The sequence below is a fragment of the Rhodovulum sp. YNF3179 genome, from assembly GCF_050586465.1.
Taxonomy (GTDB): domain Bacteria; phylum Pseudomonadota; class Alphaproteobacteria; order Rhodobacterales; family Rhodobacteraceae; genus CAJXYS01.
Genome location: NZ_JBOCEG010000001.1, coordinates 333,063 through 348,547, shown reverse-complemented (window position 1 = coordinate 348,547; position 15,485 = coordinate 333,063). Strand labels below are relative to the sequence as shown.

Sequence of the window (15,485 nt, the reverse complement as noted above, 5' to 3'; positions counted from 1 at the left end):
GCAGGACCGGACCGCGTCAGCCGCGCCGCGCGATCTCGCCGAAGCGCAGGTGGAACGGCCGGTGATGGTCGAGATTGTCCGCGAATTGCGACCTCTCGGCGACCAGCGCCGCGAAGGCGTCGCGCTCGCGCATGATGCGCTCGGTCGCGGTCGACACGGACCGCGGATGGCTCCACATCGCGATGATCGGGTGCATGCGCGCCCCGCCCCCGCCCGTCCCGGCGCGGCTCAGATCGAGCCGGCTTCGACCATGTAGTTGTTCGCCGTGCACATCGCCGCGTCGTCGGAGGCAAGGAAGATCACCATACGGGCGACATAGACGGGATCGATCAGGTCCGGCAGGCATTGCCCCTGCCGGTGTTTTTCAAGCGCCTCCGGCGTGGCCCAGAGCGTCTTTTGCCGTTCGGTCATGATCCATCCCGGCACCACGGTGTTGACGCGGATACGGTGCGGGCCGAGTTCCCGCGCCATGGTCCGCGTCAGCCCGTGTACGGCCGCCTTGGCCGTGGCGTAGGCGGGAAACCCGGCGCCCGCCTCGAACCACGAATTCGACCCCATGTTGACGATCGCGCCGCGCCCGGCCGCGATCATGTCCGGCGCGACGGCCTGCATGGCGAAGAACATGTGCCGGAGATTGGTGTCCATCCGGTCGTCCCAGTACGCCGGGGTCGTCTCGCGCCAGTCGTGACGGTCGTCGCGCGCGGCGTTGTTGACCAGTACCTCGGCCGGGCCCAGTCGCGCCTTGAGCGCCGCGAAACCCGCCCTGAGCCCGTCGATGTCGCGCAGGTCGCAGACCTCGAAGGCGACATTTTCTCCGCACCGCTCGGCCAGCGCGTCGGCGCTCTCCGCGTCCATGTCGACGAAGCCGACACGACTGCCCTGCGCGGCGAAGCCCGCCACGACCTCGGCGCCGATGCCCGAAGCCCCCCCGGTGACAAAGACGGTGCGGTCGCGCAGGCTTGGATAGATCGCGAATTCGCTCGGCATGGGCGTGTCCTTTCCTCGACGTCGGCACAGGGCCATGTGCGATCTTCATCGCCGGGATCGCCCGCCGAACGCAAGCCGCGACCCGCATGGGCCCGGGTTTTCCAGGCGCGGCCGGGAGGTCGCAGGCGGCTGACCCGGCAAAGTTTTTCTTGATTGGCGTCCCCGCCGCCCGCACCATTCCCGACGTCGGTGTGTTGCGTGCTCTTGCGTTCGAGTTCGAGACCGGCCCAGGCGGACCGAAGCCGGCGATCGCGGGCGAAGACCAGCTGCCCAGCGCGCGCCACCGCCCGGCCGGAGCGGAGAGGCCCGATTACGGGCCGCGTCCGGATCGCGGCATCAAGGGGGGACGCCGGCCATGAAGGATTCAGAAACACGCAGTGCGGATATCGCGGCCCGCGCGCTGGACGCGCATCGCCGCTGGCGCGGCAAGATCCAGAGCCTGCCGAAATGCCCGGTCCACGGCATCGACGACTTCGCGCTTTGGTACACGCCCGGCGTCGCCGCGGTGGCGCGTGCCGTGGCCGAGACGCCGGACGAGGCCTGGACACTGACCGGGCGCGGCGACCGGGTGGCCATCGTCTCGGACGGCAGCCGGGTTCTGGGGCTTGGGGATATCGGGGCCGAGGCCGCGATGCCGGTGATGGAAGGCAAGGCGCTGCTGTTCAAATACCTGGGCGGCGTCGATGCGACGGCGCTCTGCATCGACGCCGAGGACCCCGGCAAGATCGTCGATTTCGTCCGAACCATCACGCCGAGTTTCGGCGCCGTGAACCTCGAGGACATCGCCACGCCGAAATGCTTCCGCGTGCTGGAGGCGCTGCAGGGCACGCTGCCGATCCCGGTCTGGCATGATGACCAGCAGGGCACGGCGGCGGTTGCGCTGGCCGGCCTGTTGAGCGCGCTCGACGTGGTGGGCAAATCGCTTGGCGAGGTCCGCATCGCGCTGATCGGCATCGGTGCGGCCAACACGGCGGTCTATCGCCTGCTCAAGGCGGCGGGCGCCGATCCCGACCTGATGCGGGTCTGCGACAGCAAGGGACTGCTCCACGCCAATCGCGGCGACATCGCGGGGGACCGCAACCGCCTGCGCGAGAAATGGGCGATCTGCAACGAGACGAACAAGGACCGCCTGCCCGGCGGTATCTCGGAAGCGCTGGACGGGGCCGATGTCTGCATCGCCTTCTCGCGGCCGGGCCCGGGGGTGATCCCGCCGGACGCCGTCAGCGGCATGGCTGCCGACGCCATCCTCTTCGCCTGCGCGAACCCCACGCCCGAGATCTGGCCCGAGGTCGCACAGGCCGCCGGGGCGCGCATCGTCGCCACCGGGCGGAGCGATTTTCCCAACCAGGTGAATAACGCGCTGGTCTTTCCCGGGCTCTTCCGCGGGATCCTGGACGTGCGCGCAGAACGCATCACGGACGGAACCGCGCTTGCCGCGGCCCATGCGCTCGTCGGCAGGGCCCGTGCGCTGGGGCTGGACGGTATGGCGCTGCTTCCCCGGCTCGACGACATGGAATCGGCGGCCGCGGTCGCCGCCGCGGCCGCGGACTCGGCGCAGGCCGAGGGCATCGCACGGATCCGGCGCAAACCGGAACAGGTCTGGGACGACACCATCGCGCGCATCGCCGCGGTGCGGGCCGTCACGGCCGCGATGTTCGGCAACGGTGACAGCGTGACCGGCGACGCGCCCTAGGATCGGGCTCGAAACAGACGCCCCGGCGCCCCCGCCGGGCAGGACAGCCCGATCGCGCGCATCATGTACCAGGCCAGCGCCTGGTTCGAACTGATGACCGGCAGGCCCAGCGCCGCCTCGAGATCGTCGATGACGTCGAATGTCCGCAGGTTGGTGCAGGACAGGAACACCGCCTCGGTGCCCGGCGCCGCGCCCGCCTCCAGTGCCGCCGCGCGGATCGAGGCCGGGTCGATCCGTGCGACGCGGGATTCCACCTCTTCGCCAAAGGAAACCGTCGCCGTCACCGGGTGGCCCGACGCCTCGAAGGCGCGGCGCACCGGCCCGGCGACCGGCGCGATATAGGGGGAGACGAGCGCGATCGCCCCGACACCGAGCGTGCGCAGGGCGGCCCGCGCGGCGGTCAACGGATCGGCCACGTCCCGCGCCGTGCAGGCACCCTGCACGAGCGCGCGCACCCGCGCGGGCCCGATCAGCGTGGTGCCGGAGGTGCAGGCATAGCCGACCACGTCGAACGCCGCCGCCCCGGGAAAGAGCGCGGCCGCGCGCGGCAGGTCATGCTCCATGGCCGCGATGGTGTCGGGGTTGAGATCCGCCCCCGAGGGAATGCGGCTCACATAGAGCGCCGGGTCGGGCGCCGGAAGGATACGCCGGAAATCCTGCTCGATGGTCTCGTCGGCCTGCAGAACGATCAGGCCCAGCGTGCCCGTCGCGCCGATGGGACCGGTCAGGCGGTAGACGGACGGGCTCATACCGGGATCTCCGGCAGCTCGGCCGGCGCCCGCGTGGACAGCAGCTCGGCGCCGTCTTCGCGCAGGACGATGTTTTCCTCGTGCACCATGATCCGGCCCGGCGCGATGGCGACGCCCGGCTCCAGCGTCAGCACCATCCCCGCGCGCAACTCGGTCGTGTCGCGCGGGGTGAAGGACGGCCATTCGGTCAGGCTCAGCCCCAGCCCGTGACCGAGACGCCCGCCACCGGGCCGCACGCCCCGCGCGACGAGCGCCTCCGCCATGACCCGGTGCAGATCACAGGCCCGCATGCCGGGGCGAAGCGCCGCCAGCGCCGCATCGGTCGCGGCATAAAGCGCGCCGTGGGCGCGCCGGGCCGCGTCGCCGGCCGGGCCGATCGCGAAATTCCGGTCGAAATCGCAGAAATACCCCTGCCGCACCGCGCCGGTGTCGATCATCAGCACGTCCCCCGTCGCCAAGGGCCGGTCATCGGCGGGCGAGATCACGTCGCCATACCCGCCCGGCCCGGCGCCGCCGGCCACGTAGCTGACCCAGTCCGCGCCTTCTTCCAGCAGCGCGACCTGGAAGGCGCGGAACACCGCGTCGAGCCCGCGGCCCGGCGCCGCGATCCCCGGCAACCGGGCGAAGGCCCGGTCGGCCACGGCGCAGGCCGCGCGGATTTTCCCGATCTCGGCCTCGGACTTGATCTCGCGCACGCGCTGAACCACCGCCGTCGCGTCGACGAAGGCGCGCGGCGCCAGCCGGGTCCGCACCCGGTCGTAGTCGGCCAGAGGCATACGCAGATGCGTCTCGAGTCCCATGGGCAGCCCAACCCTTCCGCGCTCTGGCACCAGGGCGGCCAGCGTCTCGGCCAGCAGGCTCACCCCGTCATCCGCGGGATCCGGCGCGTCCCAGCTGCGGATATCCGCGATCCAGCCCCGTCCCATCAGGTCGGCGCCGATGCTGGGGATGACCGCCACCGGGTCCCCGGCGGCCGGCACCAGCACGAACCAGGGCCGTGCCGGGCTTTCCCAGAAACGGGTCAGGAAGCCGGTCACGTAGAAGACATCCGGCGGCGTGGTCAGAAGCAACGCGTGCAGACCCGCGGCCTCCATGCCGGCCTGCAGCGCCGCGACCCGGCCGCGGTACTCCGCTGCCGGAAAGACCAGGGCGCTGTCAGCCATCCTCCGGTCCCTCGCTCAGGATGGCCATCACGCGGCTCTTGGCGTCGAGGCCCGGCAGCCCGGCCAGAAGCGCCGCCACGCCGGCCGCCCCCGACGGGGTCGTGGCGAAGCCGTGCCGTGCAAGCGCCGCGACCCCTGCCGCGGCCTCGTCCTCGGTTACGGTCACGAAGCGGTCGGCATCGCGGGCCAGCCCGGCCAGCGCGATCATCGACGGCGTCTTGCAGTCAAGCCGGCCCATTGCCGAGACCGGCCCCGTCGTCGTGACCAGCCGCCCCGCGCGGATGCTCTCGATCAGGGCCGGGGCGGCGTCGGGTTCGACCACCATGATCTGCGGCCGCTGCCCCCAGACGGCACGGGCATGGGCCGCCACCGCCGCGGCAAGCCCGCCCACCCCCGCCTGCAGCAGGATATGGGTCGGGGGAAGGTCGATCTGTTCCGCCGCCTCGGCGGCCAGTTCGAGATACCCTTCCATCACGCGCAGGGGCGGCTCGGTATAGCCCGGCCAGGAACTGTCCGAGAGCAGCGCCCAGCCATGTGCGGCCGCGGCGGCCTCGGCGGCGGCCATGCTGTCTTCGTAGGTGGCGCCCGCCCGCTCGACTTGCGCGCCCCGCGCGCGCAGGCGCGTCGCGAAGGCTTCCGGCACCGTGTCCGCCAGGAAGATCACCGCCGCCGCCCCGAAGATCCGCGCGCCGGTCGCCACCGACAGCCCGTGGTTGCCGGCGCTGGCGGTCACATAGGTTCGCCCGGCGAGCGCCGTGGCCCAGTCGGCGCGGTCCGGAACCGCGGCGGCGTCCCGCGCGATGGCATGGGCCGCGCCCAGAGCCTTGAAGCTGCCAAGCCCCATGCGCGCGCGCTCGTCCTTCAGGTAAAGCCGCCCAACCCCGGCCTCCCCGGCCAGTGCGGCCGCCTCGTGCAGCGGCGTGACGGCATGGGCCGGACAGGATGCGAGCAGGGCGCGCACTCCGCCCGGATCGCTGATCGGCAGCACGTCTTGCCCGGGCAGCCCGGTGCCGCGGAACGGATTCTCAAGTTGCTCTGGCACCTTCGGTCCCCCTCTGCGTTTCGCAGAGCATACCCCGCGCGGGCCGGCTTTTCCCGGAAAACTGCTCCCCTTCCCCGCCCGAGCCCGGCGCGAAGACGCCCTTTTCGTCCGGATTCCGGAAACCCACGGGCTGCCGGGGGCGCCACGATCCGCTTCGCGGCCTATACTGCGTGGATGGACAGATTCGACGCTCTCATCCTCGACGCGCTCCAGCGCGACACGCGCCAGACCGCCGAAGCGCTCGCCGCAAAGGTCGGGCTTTCCGCGGATGCCTGCCGCAAGCGGGCGAACCGGCTGCGCGCTGCGGGCTATATCGAGGCCGACGTGGCGCGCCTTTCACCGGAAAGACTCGGCCGCGGGCTGATGCTGGTGGTGGAGGTGACGCTGATGAACGAGCGGCCCGCGGCACTCGCCCGGTTCAAGCAGCGGATGCGCGCGGCGCCGGAGGTGATGCAATGCTACTACGTCACCGGAAACGCGGATTTCATCCTGATCCTCTCTGCCCGCGACATGGCCGATTACGAGGCGTTCACCCGGCGCCATTTCTTCGACGAGGAGAACGTCGCGCGGTTCCGCACCAGCGCCGTGATGGAACGCGTCAAGACCGGGTTCACGATGCCGGTCCCCGGCACGACCGGAAACGCCGCGCCCGGCTCGACAGGATCGCCGCCCGAGGCTACCAGTTGACCTGACGACCGCCACCGGGACCCGCGATGATCCGACGTGCCAAACGCCATATCCTGCTGATGATTGCCGCCGCCGCCATTCTTGCGGGTTGCGCCGTGGCGCCGGACGCCCCGCGCCCGGCCGACAGCGACGCGGTCTCGCGCCTGGCCACCGGGGTGGCGGCGCTCGGCCCGGCGGTTGCCCCCGGCGAGGCCGGCCGCCTGGCCGAAATCGCCTATGCGGAAACCGCGCGGCTGGCCCGCGCCTACGAGATCACCGATCCCCCGCTCATCCACAACATGAAGGTCAATATGGGGCTGCGTCCCCGCGGGCTCTGCTACCACTGGGCCGACGACCTCGAGGCGCGGCTGCGGCGGGAAGGCTTCGAAACGCTCAGCTTTCACCGGGCGATCGCCAATGCCGACAACCCGTTCCGCATCGAGCACAGCACCGTGATCGTAAGCGCGCGCGGCGACGACATGTTCGCCGGGATCGTCCTCGACCCCTGGCGCAAGGGCGGCGAACTCCACTGGACGCCTACGGTTTCGGATGCGGATTACCGCTGGCAGCCCAGGCAGGTCGTCTTCGACTGGAAACGCGCCCGGCAAAGCCGCGTGGCCGTGGCCCGGGCCCGGGCGGAGTGATCGAAAAAATCCGGCCGGGCGGACTGGCCGGGGGCCCGGGCGGAGCATAGGTCAACGGGGGAAACCATTCACGGGATGGTTTCTTCCTCCACACTGGCGCGGCCCGCAGGCCGCGCCTTTTTTCGTGCCGGTCGGACCGCGCCGGCGCGGGATCAGGCGTGACCGGTGCGCTTCTTGCGCTGCGCGGGATCCCACTGTTCGGGCCCCGGCAGATCGGTGAAACAGTGCTCCGGCGGCGGTGAGGACAGCGTCCATTCGAGCGTGTCGGCCGACTCGGTCCAGTAGTTCTCGGCGTTCACCCGGCGCCCGTAGAGCACCGCCCAGACCATCACGCCGAGGAAGAACAGGAACGACGCGAAGGCGACGAAGGCCCCGATCGACGACACGTAGTTCCAGAGCGCGAAGGCATCGGGATAGTCGATGTAGCGCCGCGGCATGCCCTGGCGCCCCAGGAAGTGCTGCGGGAAGAAGGTGACGTTCGTGCTGATGAAGAACAGCCAGAAATGCAGCTTACCGGCCCATTCGGGATAGTGCCGCCCGGTCACCTTGCCGAAATAGTAGTATATGCCGGCGAAGATCCCGAACACCGCGCCCAGGCTCATCACGTAGTGGAAATGCGCCACCACGTAATAGGTGTCGTGGTAGGCCCGGTCGATCCCGGCCTGGGACAGCACGATACCGGTCACGCCACCCAGCGTGAAAAGGAAGATGAACCCGAGGGCGAACAGCATCGGCGTCTCGAAGGACAGGCTTCCCTGCCACATGGTGGCGATCCAGCTGAAGACCTTGATGCCCGTGGGCACCGCGATGATCATCGTCGCCAGCATGAAATAGGTCTGCTGCGACAAGCTCATGCCCACGGTGTACATGTGGTGTGCCCAGACCACGAAGCCCAGCGCCCCGATCGCCACGATCGCCCAGACCATCGGCAGGTAGCCGAAGATCGGCTTGCGCGAAAAGGTCGAGACCACGTGGCTGATGATGCCGAAGGCCGGCAGGATCAGGATGTAGACCTCGGGGTGCCCGAAGAACCAGAAGATATGCTGGTAAAGCACCGGGTCGCCGCCGCCCGCGGGATCGAAGAAGGTCGTGGCGAAGTTCCGGTCGGTGATCAGCATGGTGATCGCGCCGCCCAGGACCGGCAGCGACAGCAGCAGCATCCACGCGGTCACGAAGATCGACCAGGCGAAGAGCGGCACCTTGAAGAGATCCATCCCCGGCGCGCGCATGTTCAGGAACGTCGTGATGACGTTGATCGCGCCCAGGATCGAGGACGCGCCGGACACGTGCAGGGCGAAGAGCGCCAGATCCGTCGAATACCCTGCCTCCTGCGTCGAGAGCGGCGGGTAGAGCACCCAGCCGAGCCCCGATCCGTCCTGCCCGTTTCCGCCGGGCACGAAAAGCGACGCGATCGCCAGCGCCGTGCCCGCGACGTAGAGCCAGTAGCTGAGGTTGTTGAGCCGCGGGAACGCCATGTCGGGTGCGCCGACCTGCAGAGGCATGAAGTAGTTGCCGAAACCGCCGAACAGCGCCGGGATGATCACGAAGAACATCATCAGGATGCCGTGGCTGGTGATCAGCACGTTCCAGAGATGCCCGTTCGGGGTGCAGTTCTCGGCCGCCGCGGCCGTGAGACCCGCGCCCTCGAGACACATGTACTGAACGCCGGGCTCCATCAGCTCCATGCGCATGTAGACCGTCAGCGCGACCGAGATCAGGCCGATCACGGCCGAGGTCACGAGATAAAGGATCCCGATATCCTTGTGATTGGTGGACATGAACCACCGGGTGAAAAAGCCCTGCTGCGGGCTTTCTGCCGTGGCGTTCAGCTCGGCGTTCGCCATCGATTTCCGCTCCCTTCACTGCGACCGCGCATGGCGGCGTCCTGTTGCCTCGACAGGTGATGCTAGGCGGCGATCGCCGCCCGACGAGTCCCCGGGGCGCGGCATTTTGACCAATCTATCCAGCTGCTTGCGCGGTGGCGGTCCGCGCGGCCGTTGATTGTCCGACGGTTCCCGATATCTCGCATGGGGACGCCCCCGCGGAGACAGTGCCGATGCGCGACACATGGACACCACGCCCGGTCCGGGTTCCCGCGAGCCGGGTCGCCCGGCTCGGCCGGCTCGGCAGCATGGCGACCGGGATCGCGGGCGGCATGGCGCTCGAGGGCGTGCGCCACCTGAGCCGGGGCGCCCGGCCGAGTTACCGGGGGCTATTGCTGACGCCCGGCAACATGACCCGCCTGGCCAACGAGCTTGCCCAGATGCGGGGCGCGGCGATGAAGGTCGGCCAGCTGCTGTCCATGGATGCCGGGGAATTGCTGCCGCCCGAGCTGTCGGAGATCCTGTCGCGGCTCCGGGCGGATGCGCATTTCATGCCCCCCCGCCAGCTCAAGTCGGTGCTGAACGCGAACTGGGGCACGGACTGGCTGGGACAATTCGAACGCTTCGACACCCGCCCGGTCGCCGCCGCATCCATCGGGCAGGTCCACCGTGTCCGGCGCCGGAGCGGCGAGGATCTCGCGGTCAAGGTGCAGTATCCCGGCGTCGTCGACAGCATCGACAGCGACGTGCGCAACGTGGGCGCGCTCTTGCGCATGTCGGGGCTGTTGCCCGCCGGGCTGGACCTGGCCCCCTATCTCGAGGAGGCACGCGGGCTGCTCCGGGCCGAGGCGGATTACCAGGCCGAGGCCGGCCACCTCGAGACCTTCGGCGGCCTGCTGGCCGACGACCCGGCTTTCGTGGTGCCCCGGCTCTACCCGGAATGGACGACGCCCCGGATCCTCGCCATGTCCTTCATGCCGGGCCGGCCCATCGAAGAGACCGCCGACACGCCGCAAGAGACACGCGACCGGATCGCCACGGCGTTGATCAGGCTGACGCTGCGCGAGGTTTTCGAATTCGGGATGATGCAATCGGATCCGAATTTCGCGAACTACCGCTACGACGACCGGATCGGCCGGATCGTTCTGCTGGATTTCGGCGCAACCCGGGTGCTCGACCCCGACCTGGTGGGGCTTTACCGGCGGCTCGCGCAGGCGGGGCGGGACGGCGACCGGGGCGCGGTCGTCGCATGCCTCGCCGCGATCGGTTTCCTCGACGACGGCGTCCCGCCCGATCTGGCGGATCGGGTCGTGGCGATGGCCGGGCGGATCTTCGACGCGGTGCTGGGGGCGGGTCACTTCGATTTTGCCGAAACGGCGCTGTCGACGGAGCTGAACGCCGAAGGCATGGCGCTGGCGGAAGCCGGCTATTTCCCGACAGCCCTGCCCATGGATGCGCTCTATCTCCAGCGCAAGTTCGGCGGCATGTTCCTGCTCGCGCGGCGGCTCGGGGCCCGGGTGCCGCTGCGCCGGATCGTGGACGAGGTGCTCGGCTGACGCTGCTCAGCCCGTGGCGGCGTCGATGGCGGCCCGCACCCTGTCGACGCCGTGCCGCACCTGGCCGGCGGCGCCGCGCGCCTCGACGTTCAGGCGCATCAGCGGCTCGGTGCTGGATGCCCGGAGGCTCGCCCGCCAGTCCGGGAAGGTGATGCTCACCCCGTCGAAATGCGCGATCTCCGCGCCCTCCTGTTCGAAATGCGCGGCCACGCGCTCGATCACCGTTTTCGGGTCCGGCACTTCGAAATTGATTTCGCCCGAGGACGGGAAGCGCGCCTTCATGCTGTCGATGAGCGCGGCGAGCGGCTGCTCCCGGCGCGAGACCAGTTCCCAGATCTTGAGCCACGGGATCATCCCGCTGTCGCAATACATGAAGTCGCGGAAATAGTGATGCGCCGACATCTCGCCGCCATAGATCGCGCCGTGCGCGCGCATCACGCGCTTCATGAAGGCATGCCCGGTGCGCGACTGGACGGCGACGCCACCGGCGCGCGACACCGTGTCCTGGGTGTTCCAGATCACGCGCGGGTCGTGGACGATCGTCTCGCCCGGCGCGGTGGCGAGGCAGGCCTCGGCCAGCAGGGCGACGACGTATTCCCCGTCCACGAAGCCGCCTTCATGGGTAAAGAAGAAGCAGCGATCGAAATCGCCGTCCCAGGCGATGCCCAGATCGGCGCCCTCGCGCAGGACCGCCTCGGCCGTGACCGGGCGGTTTTCCTCCAGCAGCGGGTTGGGAATGCCGTTCGGGAAGCGCCCGTCGGGCGCATGGTGCAGCCGTGTCACCGTGACCGGCGCGCCCCGGCGTTCGAGTTCGTCGAGGATCGCGTCGAAGGCGGGCCCGGCGACACCGTTGCCGGCATTCACCACGAGCCGGACCGGGCGGAGCCGGTCGATCGCGACCATGTCGACGAGATGGCGGGCATAGGCCTCGCGGACCGCGGCCGGCTGCCGGGTGCCCGCGGGGCCGGCATGCGCGCCGCCCGCCCCCGACCGCGCGGCGCACTTGATCGCGTCGAACTCTTCCTCCGACAGGGGCCGGCTGCCGGGGCCGACGATCTTCAGGCCGTTATAGTCGATGGGATTGTGCGAGGCCGTGACCTCGATCCCGCCCTCCGCGCCCAGATGGGCGGTGGCGAAATAGACCTCCTCGGTCCCGGCGAGGCCGATATCCAGCACGTCGACGCCCGCGCCGGTCAGCCCGGCGGCCAGCGCGTCGAGGATCTCGGGGCTGCTCTCGCGGCAGTCGCGGCCGACCACGACGGTCCGGGGCCCCATCACGGCCGCGAAGGCCGCGCCGATCCGGCGCGCGGTGGCGGCGTCGAAATTGTCGCCCAGGCGACCCCGGACGTCATAGGCCTTGAAACAAGTCATGGACGGGTCCGGCAGCGGGGCGGTATCGGTCTGGGTGTCGGTGGCGCGCATGGCGGTCCTCGTCAGGGATCAATTCGTTCCGGCCGGCGCAGGCGTCGGCCCGCCATCGACAGCGGTGTTCGCGGAACGACGCATGCCCCCGGCCGCCGGGGGTCGTGCGACCGGTATAGACCGCCCTGCCCCACAAGGCGAGGGGCAGCCCGTCACAGATCGCGGTGGGGCACAAAAAATGGGGCCACCGCCCGATCTGGCGGTGACCCCGGACAGCGGTGCGGACCCTGCGGCCGGTCAGGCCGTCGCGGCGGCTGCACCCCGGCCGAATTTCGCATCGACCGACCAGGCCCCGGCCCCCGCGATCGCCAGGGCGACGTAGCCCCCGGCCAGGCCGATATTCTTCAGGAAGCTTGTCATCTGCATCTGGTCGCCCGGCACGTAATGATAGAGCAGACCGCTCACCACGCAGAACGCGGCCAGGGCCAGGGCCGCGAGACGGGTCTGGAGCCCGACGGCCAGGGCCAGCCCGAAGCCGATCTCGAACAAGATCACCGGCCAGGCCAGGGCGGCCGGTATCCCGCCCGATGCCATGTAGCCCGCGAATCCCTCGACATTGCCGAGCTTGCCGAATCCGGCAACGATGAAAAGCGCCGCGAGCGCCAGGCGCGCAGCAAGAAGTCCGAATGCGTTCATCTGGGTCATGCCCCTCTCCTTTTGTAACGTCATCTCGGCCTTAGATATGCGTGCGCAAAAGAATGAAACAGCACTGCGCGAACAGCCTCTGTGCCTGGACGCACATATCAGGAATTCGCTTTACTTTCGGCCCGCCCCTCTCTCATTGTCGGGTGCGAGCGAGACAAGGGATCGAAACGGACACATGGGCAAAACGACCATTCAGGCCGATCTGAAGATCGACGGAAACCTGACCAGCACCGGCGCCATCGACATCAATGGCGACGTGACCGGCGATATCGAGGCCGCCGAACTGGACATTCTCTCCAACGGTCGCGTGAAAGGCACCGTCAAGGTCGAGACGGCACAGCTGCGCGGATCGTTCGAAGGCGCGCTGAAGGCCGGCGACGTGGAACTTCAGTCCCAGGCCAAGGTCGACGCGGATATCGAATGCGCGACGCTGACGACCGCCAAGGGCGCCCGCCTGCATGGCGACGTGAAAGTGACCGGCGGCTGATCGGCCGCCGGCCCGGCTGCGGTCACGCGAAGATCGGGACGTGATCGGAAGGCCCTGATGCCGGTCCGTGAACCGGCACCGGGACGGGTCAGGCGATCAGGAAATCGTCCTGGCTCTTGCCCTTTTCCTCTTCCTCGACGAGCCACCGCGGCTTGCGCCCGCGGCCGGTCCAGGTCAGGCTGGCATCGTCCGGGTGCCGATATTTCGGCGGCAGCGTGCGACCCTTTTTCGCCGGCTTGCCCCCGACCAGGTCGGAAAGAGAGAACCCCATTTTGCGCGCTTCTTCTTCAAGTTTCTGACGGGCTTCCTTCTGCCGTCGTTCCTCGAAAGTCTTGAGCGCTTTCTCCACGTCTTTCCTGAGCTGCTGCAATTCCTCGAGAGACATGGAGTCCAGGTTAATCTTCGCCATAGTAATCTTCCCTAAAACTTGGTCTATTGACGGTAATGAATAGCCTTTTCTCTCGAAAAGCAAATATTTTTTGGAATACTTCGGCGAATAATTCAGAGGCCCGCACAAAAGACGATGTTTCGCGCGAAACCAGGCTGGGAAACTTTCGCCTTTTCCGCGATTGCGCACGTATCGCCGCGTTTTTTTGGATGCGCCTTGCCGGGTTAGAAACTTTTGGCCGGCCGTGCACCCAAATCTGAAACCGTCCGGAACTTTCTGACGTTCCAGGCGTTGATGCTGTGACGAGGGACACATTCCCCCTCGCATGCCGCGGGCATGCGCCCTCGTCTCACTGTCCCTGAAACTTCGACGGCCCCGTCGGCGCCATGTCGGCGGGGTCTTTTTTCCCTGCCCTGCAAAGCCCAGGACGGTCACAAGCGCCGTGGATAAAAAGACAGAATGGGGTACCCCCCGCCAATTCTCCCGGGTTGGCGCGCGGGCAGTTCATGGCCAGGATATCGAGGGGACTCCTGCCGTATTTTTTTCGATCAAACGACAATACATCATCGGGCCGCGCGCATTTGCCCCGGTCGCCTTACGCGGGATCTTGCCGGGCATCGCTTGCGTCATACTGGAAACATGGGATAGTTTCGGAGTGGCAAGTTCTTGGCACCTGGCGATGTTATTTCCGCGTGCAGAAAGGCCGATATGACGGAAAAACCAACTGTCCTCGTCCTTGATGACGAACGCGAGATCCGAAAGGTTGTCGCGGAGGGCTTGGAAATCGAAGGTTACAATGTCGTTGAGGCTGGAACGCGGCGGGAACTCGAAGAAATCGTCGCTGAAAAGGATATCAGCCTTTTCCTTCTGGACATAACCATCCCGGATGGCAGCGGCTTGGATATCGCGCGCGATCTACGCCGCCAATCCTCGGTCGGAATCATTCTGCTGACCGGCCGGTCCGACGAAACCGACCAAGTCGTCGGGCTGGAACTCGGCGCCGACGACTATGTCGGCAAACCGTTCCGCATCCGCGAACTCCGCGCACGTGTCAACTCGGTCTACCGGCGGACCGCCGGCGCGCGCTTTTCGGTCGCGTCGCAAAGGACCCCGGCGAACGATCCGCACACCGCGGAAACCTTCCGATTTCACGGGATCAGCCTGACGCCATCGGCGCGCAGCGTGAAGGCCGTGGACGGCACGCCGATCGAGTTGACAACGATGGAATTCGACGTGCTCGCCTATCTTGCGCGCAACCGCAACCGGGTGCTGTCACGCGACCAGATCATGGATCACGTGCGCGGTCCGGACTGGGCGGTCTATGACCGCACCGTGGACGGGATCATCAGCCGCCTGCGCCACAAGCTCTATCCCGGCGACGAGGGCGCGGACCGTATCAAGACCATTCGCGGTGTCGGCTACATGCTCAGCGTCGAGACCTAGGGCGCCCCGGGCGGCCTCCGGCGCGCGGGGCGGACCTGGGCGTGCGCCTATTCCTCGGCCTCGTTGGCCGGCTTCGCGTTCAGGAGGCCGTACCGCTCCTCGCCCAGCGTCTCGAAGAGGTCGATCTGGGTCTCGAGGTAGTCGATGTGGCCTTCCTCGTCGGCGATCAGTTCTTCGAAGAGGTTCTTGGTGACGTAGTCGCCCACGCTCTCGCAGTGATTTCGCGCCTCGATGTAGAGCGTGCGGGCCTCGTGCTCGGCGGCGAGGTCGCAATCGAGCGTCTCGCGCAGCGTCTGGCCGATCCGGAGCGCGTCGAGCTTCTGCAGGTTCGGGTGGCCCTCGAGGAAGATGATCCGCTCGATCAGCTTGTCGGCGTGGTGCATCTCCTCGATGCTTTCCTCGCGCGACTTGGCGGCCATCCGGCCATAGCCCCAGTCTTCCTGCAGGCGGTAGTGCAACCAGTACTGGCTGACGGCGGTCAGTTCGCTTCTGAGCGCCTTATTCAGATACTCGACGACTTTCTGATCGCCTTTCATGCATGCCTCCTTCGGTGGGCGCGCAGCGCAGGCCGCGCAGGTTTTCCGGAACCCCGACAGTATCACAGGCACGCATCGTGTCGACGAAGAGCGACAAGCAGCCGCCGCAGTCCGCGCGCTTGCCGAGCGCGCGGTAGACCTTGCCGGGCGTGATGATCGTGGCCGGGTCGGCGGCGCGCATCCAGTCGACGGCACCCCGGATATCCTTGTCGGTGATGGCCATGCAGTGGCAGACGATCAT

The 15,485-nt window shown here is 68.1% G+C and carries 17 protein-coding genes; 6 read left to right on the top strand and 11 right to left on the bottom strand.

Features of this window, described 5'->3' with window-relative positions:
- Positions 1 to 16: 16 nt before the first annotated feature.
- Both ACQ5SP_RS01765 and ACQ5SP_RS01760 read right to left on the bottom strand, forming a co-directional pair.
- Complete coding sequence (locus ACQ5SP_RS01765; RefSeq protein ID WP_430935802.1) at positions 17 to 196, bottom strand: hypothetical protein; 180 nt, start codon at positions 194 to 196, stop codon at positions 17 to 19.
- A 32-nt stretch (positions 197 to 228) separates the two neighbouring features.
- On the bottom strand, positions 229 to 987 hold the full coding sequence (locus ACQ5SP_RS01760; RefSeq protein ID WP_430935800.1) for an SDR family NAD(P)-dependent oxidoreductase: 759 nt from the start codon (positions 985 to 987) through the stop codon (positions 229 to 231).
- A 355-nt stretch (positions 988 to 1,342) separates the two neighbouring features.
- Between ACQ5SP_RS01760 and ACQ5SP_RS01755 the strand changes: the two genes are divergently transcribed.
- Positions 1,343 to 2,680 carry an NAD(P)-dependent malic enzyme gene (locus ACQ5SP_RS01755; protein WP_430935798.1) on the top strand — a complete coding sequence of 446 codons (1,338 nt, stop codon included), beginning with the start codon at positions 1,343 to 1,345 and terminating at the stop codon, positions 2,678 to 2,680.
- On the opposite strand, the gene ACQ5SP_RS01750 is transcribed toward ACQ5SP_RS01755, so the two are convergent.
- The 3 genes from ACQ5SP_RS01750 to ACQ5SP_RS01740 are packed head-to-tail and all read right to left on the bottom strand — an operon-like array spanning position 2,677 to position 5,634.
- Positions 2,677 to 3,429, bottom strand: coding sequence for a maleate cis-trans isomerase family protein (locus ACQ5SP_RS01750; protein WP_430935796.1), 753 nt, complete (start codon positions 3,427 to 3,429; stop codon positions 2,677 to 2,679). The genes ACQ5SP_RS01755 and ACQ5SP_RS01750 overlap by 4 nt on opposite strands.
- Positions 3,426 to 4,592: a M24 family metallopeptidase gene (locus ACQ5SP_RS01745; protein ID WP_430935794.1), complete on the bottom strand. Its 1,167-nt coding sequence runs from the start codon at positions 4,590 to 4,592 to the stop codon at positions 3,426 to 3,428. Before ACQ5SP_RS01745 ends, ACQ5SP_RS01750 begins: the two co-directional genes overlap by 4 nt.
- A complete protein-coding gene (locus ACQ5SP_RS01740) occupies positions 4,585 to 5,634 on the bottom strand; it encodes a pyridoxal-phosphate dependent enzyme (RefSeq protein ID WP_430935792.1) in 1,050 nt (349 codons plus the stop codon). The genes ACQ5SP_RS01745 and ACQ5SP_RS01740 overlap by 8 nt, the downstream gene beginning before the upstream one ends.
- Positions 5,635 to 5,808: 174 nt before the next feature.
- Here ACQ5SP_RS01740 and ACQ5SP_RS01735 point away from each other — a divergent pair, with 174 nt between their 5' ends.
- Together ACQ5SP_RS01735 and ACQ5SP_RS01730 are read left to right on the top strand one after the other, a co-directional pair.
- Positions 5,809 to 6,321, top strand: a complete 513-nt coding sequence (locus ACQ5SP_RS01735; RefSeq protein ID WP_430935790.1) for an Lrp/AsnC family transcriptional regulator — start codon at positions 5,809 to 5,811, stop codon at positions 6,319 to 6,321.
- Positions 6,322 to 6,347: 26 nt separating this feature from the next.
- Positions 6,348 to 6,944, top strand: a complete 597-nt coding sequence (locus tag ACQ5SP_RS01730) for a hypothetical protein (protein WP_430935788.1) — start codon at positions 6,348 to 6,350, stop codon at positions 6,942 to 6,944.
- Between the two features lie 152 nt (positions 6,945 to 7,096).
- Here the strand turns inward: ACQ5SP_RS01730 and ctaD are convergent, their stop codons facing one another.
- Entirely contained in the window at positions 7,097 to 8,788 is a 1,692-nt protein-coding gene (ctaD, locus tag ACQ5SP_RS01725; RefSeq protein WP_430935786.1) for a cytochrome c oxidase subunit I, read from the bottom strand.
- A gap of 212 nt (positions 8,789 to 9,000) precedes the next feature.
- On the opposite strand from ctaD, the gene ACQ5SP_RS01720 reads away from it, so the two are divergent.
- Positions 9,001 to 10,323, top strand: coding sequence for an ABC1 kinase family protein (locus tag ACQ5SP_RS01720; protein ID WP_430935784.1), 1,323 nt, complete (start codon positions 9,001 to 9,003; stop codon positions 10,321 to 10,323).
- 6 nt (positions 10,324 to 10,329) lie between these two features.
- On the opposite strand, the gene ACQ5SP_RS01715 is transcribed toward ACQ5SP_RS01720, so the two are convergent.
- Both ACQ5SP_RS01715 and ACQ5SP_RS01710 read right to left on the bottom strand, forming a co-directional pair.
- A complete protein-coding gene (locus ACQ5SP_RS01715) occupies positions 10,330 to 11,745 on the bottom strand; it encodes a phosphomannomutase (RefSeq protein ID WP_430935782.1) in 1,416 nt (471 codons plus the stop codon).
- A gap of 237 nt (positions 11,746 to 11,982) precedes the next feature.
- Complete coding sequence (locus ACQ5SP_RS01710; protein ID WP_430935780.1) at positions 11,983 to 12,390, bottom strand: DoxX family protein; 408 nt, start codon at positions 12,388 to 12,390, stop codon at positions 11,983 to 11,985.
- A 175-nt stretch (positions 12,391 to 12,565) separates the two neighbouring features.
- Between ACQ5SP_RS01710 and ACQ5SP_RS01705 the strand changes: the two genes are divergently transcribed.
- A complete protein-coding gene (locus ACQ5SP_RS01705; RefSeq protein ID WP_430935778.1) occupies positions 12,566 to 12,877 on the top strand; it encodes a bactofilin family protein in 312 nt (103 codons plus the stop codon).
- A gap of 88 nt (positions 12,878 to 12,965) precedes the next feature.
- Here the strand turns inward: ACQ5SP_RS01705 and ACQ5SP_RS01700 are convergent, their stop codons facing one another.
- The gene (locus ACQ5SP_RS01700) at positions 12,966 to 13,286 is read right to left on the bottom strand and encodes an H-NS family nucleoid-associated regulatory protein (protein WP_430935776.1); all 321 of its coding nucleotides are present in this window, start codon (positions 13,284 to 13,286) and stop codon (positions 12,966 to 12,968) included.
- A gap of 687 nt (positions 13,287 to 13,973) precedes the next feature.
- Here ACQ5SP_RS01700 and ACQ5SP_RS01695 point away from each other — a divergent pair.
- The gene (locus ACQ5SP_RS01695; protein ID WP_430935774.1) at positions 13,974 to 14,708 is read left to right on the top strand and encodes a response regulator transcription factor; all 735 of its coding nucleotides are present in this window, start codon (positions 13,974 to 13,976) and stop codon (positions 14,706 to 14,708) included.
- 47 nt (positions 14,709 to 14,755) lie between these two features.
- On the opposite strand, the gene bfr is transcribed toward ACQ5SP_RS01695, so the two are convergent.
- Together bfr and ACQ5SP_RS01685 are read right to left on the bottom strand one after the other, a co-directional pair.
- Positions 14,756 to 15,244 (bottom strand): bacterioferritin, encoded by a 489-nt coding sequence (bfr, locus tag ACQ5SP_RS01690; protein ID WP_430935772.1) that lies wholly within the window; start codon positions 15,242 to 15,244, stop codon positions 14,756 to 14,758.
- Positions 15,207 to 15,485: a (2Fe-2S)-binding protein gene (locus ACQ5SP_RS01685; protein ID WP_430935770.1), complete on the bottom strand. Its 279-nt coding sequence runs from the start codon at positions 15,483 to 15,485 to the stop codon at positions 15,207 to 15,209. Before ACQ5SP_RS01685 ends, bfr begins: the two co-directional genes overlap by 38 nt.